We start from the raw sequence: 14,144 nt of genomic DNA on the forward strand, positions 1-14,144 counted from the left end.
CAGGTAGGCGGTCGTCGATCACTCCGCCACGACGTCCGGGTGCGTGTGCTCGAACAGCCGAAGCATCATGTCCCCCAGAATGATTCGTTCTTCCGGACGGAGCGGGGCGAGCACCTCGTCACGTACTTGTCCCGCCTCCTTGTCGAGGGCCCGCAGCAAAGCTCGACCAGTCCTGGTGATCCGTACCGACATTCGACGACGATCGGCGCGATCGCGTGTCCGTTCGACCTGACCGGCGCTCGCCAATTCGTCGACGATCTTCGCCACATCGCTCGGATGAATATCGAGCCGAATGCCCAGATCACGCTGTGCATGCGGTCCGAAATCGGCGAGCGTGGCGAGTACGGCCATATGCCACAGCCGAAGTCCGCGCGCCGCGAGCCGATCGGCGAACCGTCCTCGCGCGAACTTGCCCACCCGTGACAGCAGGTAGGTCTCGAGCCCGAGCAGGCTCGGCGGAAGTGCACGTGCGGAATCCATGCGACAAATTATAGGTAGGAACCTACGATAGGTCTGCACCTACTAATGAGGAGACAGCGTGGATGCCCTGTACCCGAGACTGCTCGTCACCGGTTTCGCCCAATGCTTCGACTTCTACAACGCCGTCCTCCCGGAGCTCATCGGCGCGAAGCTGATCAAAGGCACCGCGGCGGGCCCCTACGCGAACTGGGATGTCGATGATCAAGCGGTACTCGTGCTCTTCGACCGCAGCACGATGGCAGAAGTAGTCGACACCATCGACCTGCCCGTCACCGCGGCACCCGCGCAAGATGTCGTGATGTTCGTCTGTCGAGTACCCGACGTCGACGCGGGCCTCGACCTGTGCCTGCGTAACGGCGCGACCCTGGCCGCCGCCGCGGCCGATCGACCGAACTGGGGCCCGAACCTGCGCACGGCACACCTGCGCGACCCAGCGGGTACCCTGATCGAGCTCCAGTCCTACTGACGGGCGATGAATTCCGTCCGCCCGCACCGTCGGCACTAATACAGGCACACCGATCGGGAGGACCACCATGCAGAAGATCGTCACGAACCTCTGGTACGACACCCAGGCCGAGGAGGCCGCCGAGTTCTACTGTTCGCTGTTCGAGGATTCGAAGATCACCAATGTCGTGCCGTACTCCGAGGCGGGTCCGCGCGAAGCCGGGCTCACCATGCTCGTCGATTTCGAACTCAACGGACAGAAGTTCACCGCGATCAACGGCGGCGGCGATTACCACTACACCCACGCCATGTCGCTGCTGGTCAACTGCGACAGCCAGGACGAGGTCGACCGGCTGTGGACGGCACTGCTCGCAGACGGCGGCCAACCGATCGAATGTGGTTGGCTCAACGATAAATACGGCATTCCCTGGCAGATCTGGCCCGTCGAAGCCGACACCCTGCTGACCGGTACCGATCGCGCTGCCGCGAACCGCGCCACGCAGGCGATGCTCGGTATGCAGAAAATCGACCTGCAAGGCATGCGGGACGCCTACGAGGGCAAGGTCAGCTGATCTGCCAGGAGCCGACCTCGCGGTATCCGGAGTTGTAGATCGCGGAGCTGTCACCCTCGGTGATCTGGTAGTGCTTCATATTTCCGCCCCAGTAGCGCAGGATCCGGCCGAGCTCATCGGCGAGATCGGCCGGCGCCGCCACGCCTTCGGGCAGGACATCCAGATCTACCTCCAGGATGAATTTCACCCTGAGGAATGTACCGGCGCCCGGTCGGGCCTCGGCCGCTTCGCTGTATGTTCCTCCGATCGCCCTGCGGGGCGTGCAGGTGGAAAGGTATCGTCGGGCGGGAAAATTTCACACACCAACGGGGGCTCGCACCAGCGGGCTGAGAGGATGGCTAGCCCAATTCGGGCGTTCAGGGCCGTCGACCGTATGAACCTGACCGGGTAATGCCGGCGTAGGGAGGATATTCATGGGCACACATGTCGACTCCGTGACCACCGGTCCGATCGAAGGCAGCGTCAAGCACTACCAACAGGTCGATGACCTGCGCATTCCGGTGCGTCGGATCAATCTGACCAATGGCGAGCATTTCGACGTCTACGACACCTCGGGCCCGTACACCGACGACGCGGCGACCATCGATCTGGAGGCCGGTCTACCGAAGTTGCGCGACGGCTGGACCAAACCCGAGGTCGACGGTCCGCCGACCCAGCTGGCTTGGGCACGTCAGGGCATCATCACTCCCGAGATGCGCTTCATCGCCGCACGCGAGGGCGTCACGCCGGAACTGGTGCGCGACGAGGTCGCCGCGGGTCGCGCGGTCATCCCGGCCAACCACAAGCATCCGGAGCTGGAGCCGACCATTATCGGTAAGAAGTTCCTGGTGAAGATCAATGCCAATATCGGCAACTCGGCCGTATCCTCCTCGATCGCGGAGGAAGTGGAGAAGATGGTGTGGGCCACCCGCTGGGGTGCGGACACCATTATGGATCTGTCCACCGGCAAGAACATTCACGAGACGCGCGAATGGATCCTGCGCAACTCGCCCGTCCCGGTCGGCACCGTGCCGATCTATCAGGCGCTGGAGAAGGTGAACGGCGATCCGACCGCGCTCACCTGGGAGATCTACCGGGACACCGTAATCGAGCAGTGCGAGCAGGGCGTCGACTATATGACCGTGCACGCCGGTGTGCTGCTGCGCTATGTACCGCTGACCGCCAAGCGGGTCACCGGCATCGTCTCGCGCGGTGGATCCATCATGGCCGCATGGTGTCTGGCACATCATCAGGAGTCGTTCCTGTACACCAACTTCGCCGAACTCTGCGAGATCCTGGCGCGCTACGACGTGACCTTCTCGCTCGGTGACGGCCTGCGCCCGGGCTCCATCGCGGATGCCAATGACGAGGCCCAGTTCGCCGAGCTGCGCACCCTGGGTGAGCTGACCAAGATCGCGAAATCGCATGGTGTGCAGGTCATGATCGAGGGTCCGGGGCACGTGCCGATGCACAAGATCGTGGAGAACGTGCGGCTGGAAGAGGAGCTGTGCGAGGAGGCGCCGTTCTACACCCTCGGCCCGCTCGCCACCGATATCGCACCGGCCTACGATCACATCACCTCGGCCATCGGTGCGGCGATCATCGCCCAGGCGGGCACCGCGATGCTCTGCTATGTCACCCCCAAGGAGCACCTGGGGCTGCCCAACCGCGACGACGTCAAGGTCGGTGTGATCACCTACAAGATCGCCGCGCACGCCGCTGACCTCGCCAAAGGCCATCCGCACGCCCAGGACCGAGATAACGAGTTGTCCAAGGCGCGGTTCGAATTCCGCTGGCGCGACCAGTTCGCTCTCTCGCTCGATCCGGACACCGCCCGCGAGTACCACGACGAAACCCTCCCCGCCGAACCCGCCAAGACCGCCCACTTCTGCTCCATGTGCGGACCGAAGTTCTGCTCCATGCGCATCTCCGCGGACGTACGGGAATACGCTGCCCGCCAGGGACTTTCGGATGTCGAGGCGATCGAAGCAGGGATGGCGGAGAAGTCCGCCGAATTCGCCGACCACGGCGCACAGGTGTACCTGCCGGTCGTGTCGTAAAAATGGCGATAGCCCCGGACCAAGGGTGGTCCGGGGCTTCATTCAGGAAGATACACGAAGAATCCGCCGCTCAGGAGTGGATTCGCACAAATGGATGCCGAGGCAGTTGCATCAGCGTTCGCGCGGCCCGATCGGGAAACCGAGGGCGCCGAAGGTGGCGTTCAGATTGATCTCGATCTGGGTGATCAGGTCATTGAAATCGGCGAGCATGGAAACCACGTTCTCGGTGCGGCACCCGACCTGATCCTGCGCATTGGGGGCCAGGCGCGACTTCAACCAGTTGAAGGTGTCGGCCATGCCGAGTGACGGGAGGGTCAGGTGTTCGCTGAGGTGGTCGCGTTTGTAGACGATCGATGCGCCGTCGACGCACCACTGCTGATACAGGCGATCGGTGGTCCAGATCGGCACCGCCTCGTCCAGGACGCCCTGATAGATGAACAGCGGCGCGGTCGGGGTGCGCTCGCCGAGTACGGTCGCGTCGAAGACCTCGCGGATTTCCGGTAGTGCGAGGTATTGCCCGATCGGAATCGTCAGTATCCGTTGGTAATCGGTGAACTTCTGGGTCAGTGCATTGCGTGGCAGGCACTGCGAGTTGGTCCGGTTCATCAGCGCCTTGCCCTCGGGCGTCAGGTACTGATCGGTCACCTCGCGGAACTTCGGGTAGGCGTTGTAGAGCGAGGACACGCCGATGCCGATAAGGCTGGAGAACATGGATCCGTTGACGTGCAACAGGGATTCGACGTCCGAAACCGGCGCACCGAGCGCGGCACCCTTGACGTTCAGTTCCGGCGCATAGCTCGGCTGCATCTGCGCGGCCCATCCGCTGCCCATGCCGCCGCCGGAATAACCCCACAGCGCCACCGGGGTATTCGCGCCGTCCAGGCCGAGTGGTTCGAAACGCTCGGCGGCCCGAATGCCGTCGAGTGTCATATATCCCGGCTCCTCGGCCACCGCAAGATGTCCGTTGAGGCCCTCGTAGTCCGGCACCGAAATGGCCCAGCCCTGACTGATCATCGCGGCGATCGCGATCAGCTCGCTCTGTGAATGGATACCTTCGACGCCCGGCAGTCCTGCGCCCTGCTGTAGCACGAATGACGGTGCACAGGCGATGCTGGCGCTGTCGTAGTAGAACTGCAGCGAGACCAGCGGACGCGACCGGTTCGGATCCGCGCCCGCGGGCAGTATGACGGTGGTGACGGCGGCCGTCGGTTGTCCGAACAGATCGGTGCTGCGGTAGAGCAGCTGCCATGAGCGCACGCTCAGCGGCAGTACGGTCAGCACCGCCAGATGCACTTCGCGCGAGCGCAGAATCGCGCCGACTTCCTGCGCCTCGAAGCCCTCCGGCGGCTGATAGAACGAATCCTGTTGTGGCACAGGTACGGCTGCGGCTGGCGTGGCCGCGATACCACCGGCCAGCGAGGCCATCAAGGCCATCGCCATCGCTACCAGCGCGGCCGCCGTGCGCAATCCGCGCCGACGTTTGCGGGTCGGATCCTCATTGATCACTGGCACGGCTGCACCTTCCTCATCGACGTGACAGTGATTACAACACGGCTTCCTGTTACCAACAAGAAGTCTTTCTGAAACTGCTCCGGCTATGGTCGAGATATGACCCGCAGCAAATCCGCCGCGCGGCCCGATCCGACTCCGGCGCGGCGCCGCATCCGTGGCCTCGATGCCGAGCAGCGCAGTGCGCAACGGCGCAGCCAATTGCTCGACGCGGCCACTGAACTATTTGCCGAGCAAAGCTTTTCGGGTACGTCGATCGAACAGATCTGTCAGCGCGCGTTCGTCGGCACCAAGGGTTTCTACGATCATTTCGACAGCAAGGAAGCGTGCTACGTCGCGCTGCTCACCCATATCACCGAGCAGATTCAACGGCGGGCTATCGAGGCGGCCATCGCGGCCGCCGAACTGCCGTGGCCAGAGCGCGCGCAGGCCATTATCGCGGCCTTCGTGCACGCCATTGCCGACGATCCGCGGCTGGCCAAGGTGACATTCGGTGAGGCGGGCGGCATCTCACCGGCGGTGGAAAAGCAACGGCGCAGTAATCGACGTTGGGCGGCGGCCTTCCTCGATCAGCAGTGGTCGGGTGTGGAGTCATCGGATCCGGAGCAGCAGCGCGGGCGAATCGCTCTGGCGCTGGCCACCATTGGTGGCATGTTCGAACTCGTCGCGGACTGGCTGCACCATCATGACGACGGTGGCGCTCCCGATCTGGTCGATACGCTGATCGAGGACCTGCAGCGTTTCATCGCCGTCGTCGATGCGGGAGTTCGAACTGCCGCGCGTTGAACGCTCAGCCGTGCGCGTGCCAGATACGCCCGCGAACCTCCCCGAGGCCGATGCGTCGAGTACCGGAACCCGGGGCCGAAGCCGTGATGACGACCTCGTCGCCGTCCTCCAGGAAGGTCCGGTGCAGCCCGTTCACCGTGACGGGTTCGGCTCCGCCCCAGGATAATTCGATGAACGAACCGCGTTGGTCCGGCTCCGGCCCGGAGATGGTGCCGGAGGCGTAGAGGTCGCCGGTGCGAGTTGCGGCGCCGTTCGCGGTGAGATGCGCCAGCATCTGCGCCGGTGACCAGTACATTCGGGAATACGGTGGATGCGAGACGGTTTGGCCGTTCCAGTGCACGGCCAGGTCGATGTCCAGCCCCCACTGTTGGCTGCCCCGCAGATAGGGCAGTGTTTCGGGTTCTTGCTTCGGCAGCGGAATGCGGGCGGTCTCCAAGGCGGCCAGCGGCGTTATCCAGGCCGAGAGTGAGGTCGCGAACGACTTGCCCAGAAACGGTCCGAGCGGCTGATACTCCCAGGCCTGGATATCGCGCGCGGACCAATCGTTCACCAGCGCGACGCCGAAGACGTGCTCGGCGAACATGTCGATATCGATGGGTGCGCCGAGTTCGGATCCGACTCCGACCACGAATCCGAGCTCGGCCTCGATATCGAGACGCTGTGATGGGCCGAAATCCGGTGTGCCGGACGGTGTTCGGCATTGACCGTGCGGCCGCACGATATCGGTACCGGAGACGACGACCGTGCCGGCACGCCCGTGATATCCAACCGGCAGATGTCGCCAATTGGGCAGCAGCGGTTCGGCATCGGGTCGAAACAGCCTGCCGAGGTTCGTCGCGTGGTCGATGCTGGCATAGAAATCGACGTAATCGCCGATCGTCACCGGCAGTTCGGTGCGCACGCCGTGCAGCGGATGTACTGCCTCCCTGGGGATTTCGCCATCGACAAGCTCGCGAATCCGGCTGCGTACCTCCCGCCACCGACGTGGCCCCGCGGCCATGAACGCATTGAGACTCGGCTCGGCGAATACCGGATCCTCCAGTGCCGCAGCCAGATCGATGACCTGATCGCCGATCCGCACACCGACCCGGAAGTCCTGGCCCTCCGGCGCGAAGACGCCGTAGGGGAGATTATCCGGACCGAAGAGAGTGTTGTCGGGGACCTCGATGCGGGTCTTCATGCGGACCCACGGCGCTGGTTCGCGTGCGGACGCCGATTCAGGTCCCCGTCTCGGTCGGATTGCGGTCCGCGACCGGACCAAGTCCACGCATATCCGGGATCCTCGCAGGCCAGCGCGCCTTCGCCGAGCTCCAGCGGTCGGAAAGTATCGACCATGACCGCGAGTTCGTCGAAGAAATCGATGCCGATACTGCGCTCATACGCGCCCGGCTGCGGACCGTGCGCATAACCGCCGGGATGTACCGATACCGAACCCTGCCCGATACCGGAACCCCTACGCGCTTCGTAGTTTCCGCCGCAGTAGAACATGATCTCGTCGCTGTCGACATTGGAGTGGTAATACGGCACCGGAATCGATAATGGGTGGTAGTCGACCTTGCGTGGTACGAAATTGCACACCACGAAATTGATCCCCTCGAATGCCTGATGGGCGGGCGGCGGCTGGTGCACCCGGCCGGTGAGCGGTTCGAAATCGGCGATATTGAAGGTGAGCGGGTACAGGCAGCCGCCCCAGCCGACCACGTCGAAAGGATGGGTCGCGTAGCTCATCCGCGTGCCGACCACCTGGCCGCCGGGGCGATGCTTCACCAGCACCTCGATATCGGTTCCGGTGGCGATCAGCGGTTCCCCCGGCCCGTGCAGATCCCGCTCGCAGTACGGCGAATGTTCCAGCAGCTGACCGAATTTCGAGAGATACCGCTTCGGCGGGGTGATGTGGCTGGATGCTTCGATCACATACGCGCGCAGTGGTTGCGGGCCGCTCGGTAGCCAGCGGTGGGTGGTCGCGCGCGGAATCAAAACCTGATCGCCCTGCCGGGCCGGGATGGTGCCGAAGACCGTTTCGACGACGGCCGCACCGGATTCCACGTACACCAGCTCGTCGCCGATCGCATTGCGGTACAGCGGTGACGCGCCCTTGGCCACCACATAGGAGATCCGAACATCCGCATTGCCGAGCAGCAGCCGCCGACCGGTGACCGGATCGGTTCCGGCCGCGGTATCGCCGGGAAAGAGTTCGTGCAGACGCAGATGTCGATGGCGCAGTGGATGATTCGGGGTGAGGGTCTGGTCCGGCAGCTCCCATACCGTCGAATCGACAATGGCTGGCGGCAGGCCGCGGTGATACAGCAGCGAGGAATCGCCGGAGAAGCCCTCCTCGCCCATCAGCTCTTCGTAATAGAGCCGTCCCTGGTCGTCTCGATGCTGGGTATGCCGCTTCGGTGGCACCGCTCCCACCTGCCGATAGAACGCCATGACCGCACCTCCGGCTGGACCGCTGGATTTGCCTCTATCGTAGTGCCGCGGCGCCGGTAAGGTGGACATTTTGTCGGCCCACCGTCGACTTCTACGGCATTCCGCCTAGCGATGGAGTGAAGTCCTGAACAATTGTCAGGCGTGGCGCAATGCGCGATACACGGCCGCCCCGACAAAGGCCCCGAGGCTCTGCGGATCCCAACCGCCCTCGCCCGCCAGCAGCGTGCGCACCGCACCCTCGCCCGCGGACACCCACAGCTCGACCAGCACCGGCAACTTGCGCTCGGCATCCTCGGTACCCCAGGCGCGCAGCGTCGGTCGCAGCAGTGTGGCGCAACGCTCGATGGCGAGCTGGCGACCGCGCCCGAACGAATCCGCAACGGCCGGATCGGGATTGCCGTACAGCAGCCGCCACCCGTCCGGTCGCTCGGCCGCTTTCTCCAACAGTGCGCGGAAACCATCGACGAAAACGGTCTCGCCCGCGTCGACAGCGCGCGGGGGCAGCACCTCGAGCACTCCGCCGACCAGGAAGCTCTCCTCGCGTTGGATGAGCGCCTCGATCAGCTCGACGCGATCCGGGAAGCAGGCGTACACCACGGGCCTGGTCACATTCATCCGTTCGGCGATCGCGGCCATGGTGACCGCCGCGACGCCGTGCTCGACGGCAATCGCCAGCGCGGTATCGAGCACTTGGGGACGGCGACGCTCCGGGCCCAGATGCTGTGCCCGCTGCCGTGGCTGCACCGCCGTCTCGCTACCCATGCGCACAAGATATCAGTGTTACTGACCTGGTTCGCCCTGGTACCGGGCCTCTTGCGGCGGATGTCGCCCCCACGAGCGAACGGTTCAGCCGGTCTATTGTGCACTCTATGTACGTGATGATGTACATTGATACTTGCGAACGTTCGAGAGGACCGTCATGCGACCCATCTCTATCACCGAAGCTCGCGCCAACCTGGCTTCTGTCCTGGATTCGGCTACCGAAGATCTGGAAGAGGTCGTCATCACCCGCGCGGGACGAGAGTCTGCAGTCGTGATTTCGCTGCGTGAGTACCAGTCGCTGAAGGAAACCGCATACCTGCTCGGATCACCGGCCAATGCTCGCCATCTGGAGCGGTCGATCGAGCAGTTACGGGCCGGCGAGACCGAACACCATGAACTCGTCGAAACCGACGACGAGGGCGTGGAGTGAAGGTCTTGTTCACGCCGGATGCCTGGGCCGACTATCTCTGGTGGCAAGCCAACGACAAGGCAACGCTGAGGCGAATCAACAGACTCATCGAGGACATCACCCGCAACGGCTACGACGGTGTAGGCAAGCCGGAGCCGCTGCGGCAGAACCTCGCTGGGTTCTGGTCGCGTCGCGTCACATCCGAGCACCGCATTGTGTATGTGATCGAGGATGACACGGCCAAGATTGTCGCCTGCCGCTTCCACTATGAATGAGATCGGTATCAGTGATCAGTCGGTGAATTCGGCGATTACGGGGGCGTGGTCGCTGGGGCCTTTGCCTTTTCGTTCCTCGCGGTCGACCGTTGCGTCTTTAGTGCGGGCAGCGAGGGTGGGGGAGGCGAGGATGAAATCGATGCGCATGCCTTCTCTTCGGGGGAAGCGCAGTTGGGTGTAGTCCCAGTAGGTGTAGACGCCGGGGCCGGGGGCGTAGGGGCGCATTACGTCGGCGAAGCCGGTTTCGACGATGGCGTTGAAGGCGTCGCGTTCGGGTTGGGAGGTGTGGGTTTTGTTGGCGAAGAATTCGACGGACCACACATCGTCGTCGGTCGGGGCGATATTCCAGTCGCCGACCAGGGCGATCTGCGCCTCCGGATTCTCGGCGAGCCATTGGGCGCCGTTGGCGCGCAGGGCGGCAAGCCATTCCAGTTTGTAGGTGTAGTGCGGATCGTGCAGGGTGCGGCCATTGGGCACGTACAGGCTCCAAACCCGGACGCCGCCGCAGGTCGCGCCGAGTGCGCGCGATTCCACGATCGGCGCGCTGATCAGCGAGTCGGCCGCATCCTTGTCGAAGCCGGGCTGGTTCGGGAATGCGGCTTGCACATCTTCGAGTCCGATGCGGGAGGCGATAGCGACACCGTTCCACTGGTTGAGCCCGATGTGGGCGACCTCATAGCCGAGTTCGTCGAAGCGCTCGAACGGGAACTGTTCGTCGCGGCATTTGGTCTCCTGCATCGCGAGCACATCGATGTCCTGGCGGTCGAGGAAATCCGCGACCCGGTCGAGGCGGGAGCGGATCGAATTGACGTTCCAGGTCGCGAGACGCACGGATGCCTTCCTTCGCAATGGGCTATAGATCTGTTGTACCGCAGGAGGAGTTGGTTCAGCGAGAGCCTTCCGGAGCGGCATAGCGGTAGGTGTGGTGGTCGAGGAAGCCCAACTCGTGATACATCGCGATGGCCCCGCTGTTCTCGGCTTCGACCTGGAGATAGGCGTGGGTGGCACCGCGGTCGGCGCCCCAGCGGATGAGCTCCGCGCAGATCAGCGACCCCAGTCCGTGCCTGCGGTGTTCGGCCGCCACCGCGACGCAGGTCAGTCCGATCCAGCGCCGCCCATCCGGTGCTGTGGTGAGTGCGCCGCGCCCGATCGCGATGGGCTGCGGCAACCCGAGCGATGCGAAACCCACTTCGCCGTCGTGCACGGCCGTAAGCACTTCGACCAACGGTAGCGTCGAAACAGGCTGTGTCGCAGGATCTTCGCCGCTGTAGCGATGCATCGACAACCAGGTGTCATCGGGGGCGGGCACAATGCGCACCATCCGCGGCCCCTGCGGCAGTACGAAATTCTCGATATCGATCGCCAGCAGTTGAGTTTCGCGCCAACTCCGCCAGCCAGCCGGCAGCGACGCGAGCCGATCCGGCAGTGCGAGCTGCACCGGCAGTCCATGTGCGGTGTACCACTCGCCGATCCGCTGCAGCGTATCCGCGCCCAAGGCCGCCGGACCATCCGAACTGCCGAGCGGCACAGCGGAATTGGCGCGGTTGGTGTAGCCGTTTCCGGCCCGCAAGAGCCAGCCGTCGATCCAACCCTGCTCGATACCTGGCCAGGCGTACGCCGCCGCAGCTTCGAGCGCCCGGATCTCCTTGGTGCGAATCGGCCTCGGCCCCAACGCTTTCATCGCGACAACGCGATCCACCGCGACCGCGACGACCTGCCCGTCGGCGGCACGCACGGTAGGCGGATCCAACGAAATCAGTTCGCCGATTACATCTGTGAGCGGTTGTGGATAACCCGCCGGCAACCGGTACCGCAGCACCACCCGCCGACCCAACTGGATATCGGGCAGTAGCGAATCACCCGCAGGATCAGTCATCGTGTCCGAACGGATCGGGCACCGTGCCGGGAACCCAGCTGAGTCCCGGTGTGCCCCAACCGTTCCGCTTGATCGCCTTCTTGGCCGCGCGGGCATTGCGGCCGATCAGCACATCCACATAGAGGAAGCCGTCGAGATGTCCGACCTCGTGCTGCAGCATGCGGGCGAAGAAACCCTTGCCCTCGATCTCCACCGGTTCGCCGTGCTCATCGGTTCCGGTGACGCGCGCCCATTCGGCCCGACCGGTGGGGAACTGCTCACCGGGCACCGACAGGCAGCCCTCGTCATTGTCATCCGGATCCGGCATGGTCTCCGGAATCTCCGAGGTTTCCAACACCGGATTGATCACCGCGCCCCTGCGGCGCACAGCCGAACCCTTGGCGTCGATATCGGGGCAGTCGTAGACGAACAGCCGCAACGGCACGCCGACCTGGTTCGCGGCCAGTCCGACGCCGTTGGCGGCATCGAGCGTCTCGTACATATCCGTGATCAGCTGGGCCAGTTCCTCCGGCGTCTGGGTGACCTGCTCGGTCGGATTGTGCAGAACCGGGTCACCGACGATCACGATGGGGAGGATTGCCATGGGGGCAATTATTGCCGATGGGCTCGAACGGGTCGCAGCCGCCGCGATCGCGGGTGGTCATGACGCGCTACCGACCGGTAGCGAACACGCCGCGACGGTGCTGGGGGCAATCCCGCGGCCCATGGTTGAATGATCCGCGACGTACAAGCATCATTTTCGTCTGGTGATTACTCGGCGAGGGAGCAAGATGGACGGCGCAGCGGCTCGGAATCTTTCCGCGATCCAGGACGGCCCTTCTGCGAGCGAAGATGTCACGGCAGCCCCGCAGGTCGATGGCGACGGTGACGGTCTCGGCCGTCGCGAACACGACATCCTGGCTTTCGAACGGCAATGGTGGAAGTACGCCGGGGCTAAGGAAGAGGCCATTCGTGAACTGTTCGGCATGTCGCCGACCAGGTATTACCAGGTACTCAACGCAGTGGTGGATCGGCCTGAGGCTTTGGCCGCCGATCCCATGCTGGTGAAGCGGTTGCGTCGACTGCGGGCGAGCAGGCAGAAGGCGCGAGCCGCTCGGAGGCTCGGTTTCCAGGTATGACGCGCCGCCGTAAAACCGGAGCGAGCGCAACGACCATAGGGTCCGGTTTGCGGATAGGGTCATATTCGTGAGCTACCCGAATCCCACCTCCGGCGGGCCGCCGTTGCGCGCGCTGGCGATGGTGTTGATCGCGCTGGCCATCGTTTTCGCCGGGCTCGGCGCGATGTCGTTATCGAGTTCGGATTCCGACACCTCGGGGGCGGGTGATACTTCGAGCACAACGAGTCGGGCCGCCGCTACCACGGCGGTCGCGACGACCAACCCACCGGTGCAGACCACGAGTTCGGCACTGAGCAGTTCGGCGTCGGCCACCACGAAACCGTCGACGACGGCGGCCGCGACCACCACGGCGAATCGCGCTGTGCCGGTACATGTTATGAACAACAGCACCGTTGCCGGACTGGCCGCGCGCACCGCGAGCGAGCTCGCCGCCAATGGCTGGAACGTTGCCGAGGTCGGCAACTATCCCGGCCCCAATATCACGAATACGACTGTGTACTACGGCAATAACGCCGGCGAGAAGGAAGCCGCACTGGCCATAGCCGATGAACTGGGCGCGACCGCCGAGCCGCGTCCCGGTGGGTCGGGTTCGGGTGTGACAGTGGTTGTCACCGGTAACTGACCAGTGCGGGGGCTCGCGACACGGCCCGGTCACGGGAGCGACACGGCGAACGTGGCATCATCTTGTCCGGTAACGAACGTGTCCACCCGCCCTTACTCGTAAACTCGGTACTCGTAAAGGAGTTCCCCCGATGGCCCCGTCCACAACTCTTCGCCCGTCCTGGCGGACTGTGACCCCGGTGCTCGCTGTCGCGGTCTTCGGCCTCGCCGCCTGCTCGAACAGCCAGGAGTCGAGCGACGTCCAGGGAACTACGCCGCCCGTGTGGACCGGTGCGTCCGCCCCGGCGGCCAGCGAATCCGGCACCGAGACGGGCGCCCCGAATGCCAACACCGGCGTGAAGGTCGACCTGAAGGACCCCGCGGGTTCCGCGGTCGCCGTCGCGAATATCACCAAGGACGGCAACCACCTGCAGGTCAGCATCGAGGCGCACGGCCTGCGCCCCGGCTTCCACGGCCTGCACATCCACCAGGTCGGCAAGTGCGAGCCCAACTCGGTCGCGCCCACCGGCGGTCCGGCGGGTGACTTCCTGTCGGCCGGCGGCCACCTGCAGGTCGGCAGCGCCAATGCCCATCCGGCCAGCGGCGATCTGACCTCGCTCGAGGTCCGTGCCGACGGTACGGCCAAACTGGTCACCACCACCGATGCGGTGACGTTGGAAGACATCAAGGGCAAGGCCCTGATGATCCACGCCGATGCCGATAACTTCGGCAATATCCCCAACCGTTATGTCCGCGCCGACGGCGTTGCCGGCCCGGACGACACCACACTGGCGACCGGCGACGCGGGTGGTCGCATCGCCTGCGGTGTAATCCAGTAGCA

The 14,144-nt window shown here is 64.3% G+C and carries 19 protein-coding genes and 1 riboswitch; of the genes, 10 read left to right on the forward strand and 9 right to left on the reverse strand.

What is annotated here, in order from left to right:
* Positions 1–18: 18 nt before the first annotated feature.
* Positions 19–480, reverse strand: a complete 462-nt coding sequence (locus ACIBJI_RS00140) for a MarR family winged helix-turn-helix transcriptional regulator (protein WP_364353760.1) — start codon at positions 478–480, stop codon at positions 19–21.
* A gap of 58 nt (positions 481–538) precedes the next feature.
* On the opposite strand from ACIBJI_RS00140, the gene ACIBJI_RS00145 reads away from it, so the two are divergent.
* Positions 539–946: a hypothetical protein gene (locus tag ACIBJI_RS00145; RefSeq protein WP_364353757.1), complete on the forward strand. Its 408-nt coding sequence runs from the start codon at positions 539–541 to the stop codon at positions 944–946.
* A gap of 67 nt (positions 947–1,013) precedes the next feature.
* Positions 1,014–1,496, forward strand: coding sequence for a VOC family protein (locus ACIBJI_RS00150; RefSeq protein WP_364353754.1), 483 nt, complete (start codon positions 1,014–1,016; stop codon positions 1,494–1,496).
* On the opposite strand, the gene ACIBJI_RS00155 is transcribed toward ACIBJI_RS00150, so the two are convergent.
* Complete coding sequence (locus tag ACIBJI_RS00155; RefSeq protein WP_364353751.1) at positions 1,489–1,683, reverse strand: hypothetical protein; 195 nt, start codon at positions 1,681–1,683, stop codon at positions 1,489–1,491. The two genes, ACIBJI_RS00150 and ACIBJI_RS00155, sit on opposite strands and share 8 nt — an antisense overlap.
* A 108-nt stretch (positions 1,684–1,791) precedes the next feature.
* Positions 1,792–1,918, forward strand: a riboswitch (TPP riboswitch).
* Between ACIBJI_RS00155 and thiC the strand changes: the two genes are divergently transcribed.
* The gene (gene thiC, locus ACIBJI_RS00160; RefSeq protein ID WP_364353748.1) at positions 1,910–3,535 is read left to right on the forward strand and encodes a phosphomethylpyrimidine synthase ThiC; all 1,626 of its coding nucleotides are present in this window, start codon (positions 1,910–1,912) and stop codon (positions 3,533–3,535) included. It overlaps the preceding riboswitch by 9 nt.
* Before the next feature lie 111 nt (positions 3,536–3,646).
* Here thiC and ACIBJI_RS00165 read toward each other — a convergent pair whose 3' ends face one another.
* The gene (locus ACIBJI_RS00165; protein ID WP_364353745.1) at positions 3,647–5,047 is read right to left on the reverse strand and encodes a lipase family protein; all 1,401 of its coding nucleotides are present in this window, start codon (positions 5,045–5,047) and stop codon (positions 3,647–3,649) included.
* Between the two features lie 96 nt (positions 5,048–5,143).
* Here ACIBJI_RS00165 and ACIBJI_RS00170 point away from each other — a divergent pair, with 96 nt between their 5' ends.
* Positions 5,144–5,830 (forward strand): TetR/AcrR family transcriptional regulator, encoded by a 687-nt coding sequence (locus ACIBJI_RS00170; RefSeq protein ID WP_364353742.1) that lies wholly within the window; start codon positions 5,144–5,146, stop codon positions 5,828–5,830.
* Between the two features lie 4 nt (positions 5,831–5,834).
* Here the strand turns inward: ACIBJI_RS00170 and fahA are convergent, their stop codons facing one another.
* The 3 genes from fahA to ACIBJI_RS00185 form a co-directional block, all read right to left on the reverse strand.
* Positions 5,835–7,010, reverse strand: a complete 1,176-nt coding sequence (gene fahA / locus ACIBJI_RS00175; RefSeq protein ID WP_364353739.1) for a fumarylacetoacetase — start codon at positions 7,008–7,010, stop codon at positions 5,835–5,837.
* Complete coding sequence (locus ACIBJI_RS00180) at positions 7,007–8,263, reverse strand: homogentisate 1,2-dioxygenase domain-containing protein (RefSeq protein WP_364353736.1); 1,257 nt, start codon at positions 8,261–8,263, stop codon at positions 7,007–7,009. Before ACIBJI_RS00180 ends, fahA begins: the two co-directional genes overlap by 4 nt.
* Before the next feature lie 135 nt (positions 8,264–8,398).
* Positions 8,399–9,025 (reverse strand): TetR/AcrR family transcriptional regulator, encoded by a 627-nt coding sequence (locus ACIBJI_RS00185; protein WP_364353734.1) that lies wholly within the window; start codon positions 9,023–9,025, stop codon positions 8,399–8,401.
* Positions 9,026–9,182: 157 nt separating this feature from the next.
* On the opposite strand from ACIBJI_RS00185, the gene ACIBJI_RS00190 reads away from it, so the two are divergent.
* Both ACIBJI_RS00190 and ACIBJI_RS00195 read left to right on the forward strand, forming a co-directional pair.
* A complete protein-coding gene (locus ACIBJI_RS00190; protein WP_364353731.1) occupies positions 9,183–9,455 on the forward strand; it encodes a type II toxin-antitoxin system prevent-host-death family antitoxin in 273 nt (90 codons plus the stop codon).
* Positions 9,452–9,709: a Txe/YoeB family addiction module toxin gene (locus ACIBJI_RS00195; RefSeq protein ID WP_364353728.1), complete on the forward strand. Its 258-nt coding sequence runs from the start codon at positions 9,452–9,454 to the stop codon at positions 9,707–9,709. Before ACIBJI_RS00190 ends, ACIBJI_RS00195 begins: the two co-directional genes overlap by 4 nt.
* A 15-nt stretch (positions 9,710–9,724) precedes the next feature.
* Here the strand turns inward: ACIBJI_RS00195 and ACIBJI_RS00200 are convergent, their stop codons facing one another.
* The 3 genes from ACIBJI_RS00200 to ACIBJI_RS00210 are packed head-to-tail and all read right to left on the reverse strand — an operon-like array spanning position 9,725 to position 12,168.
* Positions 9,725–10,540, reverse strand: coding sequence for an exodeoxyribonuclease III (locus ACIBJI_RS00200; protein WP_396958228.1), 816 nt, complete (start codon positions 10,538–10,540; stop codon positions 9,725–9,727).
* A 55-nt stretch (positions 10,541–10,595) separates the two neighbouring features.
* Entirely contained in the window at positions 10,596–11,585 is a 990-nt protein-coding gene (locus ACIBJI_RS00205; RefSeq protein ID WP_364353722.1) for a GNAT family N-acetyltransferase, read from the reverse strand.
* Entirely contained in the window at positions 11,578–12,168 is a 591-nt protein-coding gene (locus ACIBJI_RS00210; protein WP_397082555.1) for a peptide deformylase, read from the reverse strand. Before ACIBJI_RS00210 ends, ACIBJI_RS00205 begins: the two co-directional genes overlap by 8 nt.
* On the opposite strand from ACIBJI_RS00210, the gene ACIBJI_RS00215 reads away from it, so the two are divergent.
* The 4 genes from ACIBJI_RS00215 (at position 12,167) to sodC (ending at position 14,142) form a co-directional block, all read left to right on the forward strand.
* Entirely contained in the window at positions 12,167–12,301 is a 135-nt protein-coding gene (locus ACIBJI_RS00215) for a hypothetical protein (RefSeq protein WP_364353716.1), read from the forward strand. The genes ACIBJI_RS00210 and ACIBJI_RS00215 overlap by 2 nt on opposite strands.
* Positions 12,302–12,355: 54 nt before the next feature.
* The gene (locus tag ACIBJI_RS00220; protein ID WP_364353713.1) at positions 12,356–12,703 is read left to right on the forward strand and encodes a DUF3263 domain-containing protein; all 348 of its coding nucleotides are present in this window, start codon (positions 12,356–12,358) and stop codon (positions 12,701–12,703) included.
* A 67-nt stretch (positions 12,704–12,770) separates the two neighbouring features.
* Positions 12,771–13,325, forward strand: a complete 555-nt coding sequence (locus ACIBJI_RS00225) for a LytR C-terminal domain-containing protein (protein WP_364353710.1) — start codon at positions 12,771–12,773, stop codon at positions 13,323–13,325.
* 130 nt (positions 13,326–13,455) lie between these two features.
* Positions 13,456–14,142, forward strand: coding sequence for a superoxide dismutase[Cu-Zn] (gene sodC, locus ACIBJI_RS00230; protein WP_364353707.1), 687 nt, complete (start codon positions 13,456–13,458; stop codon positions 14,140–14,142).
* The last annotated feature ends 2 nt before the right edge of the window (positions 14,143–14,144 follow it).

The organism is Nocardia sp. NPDC050408, from assembly GCF_044458905.1.
Classification (GTDB): domain Bacteria; phylum Actinomycetota; class Actinomycetes; order Mycobacteriales; family Mycobacteriaceae; genus Nocardia.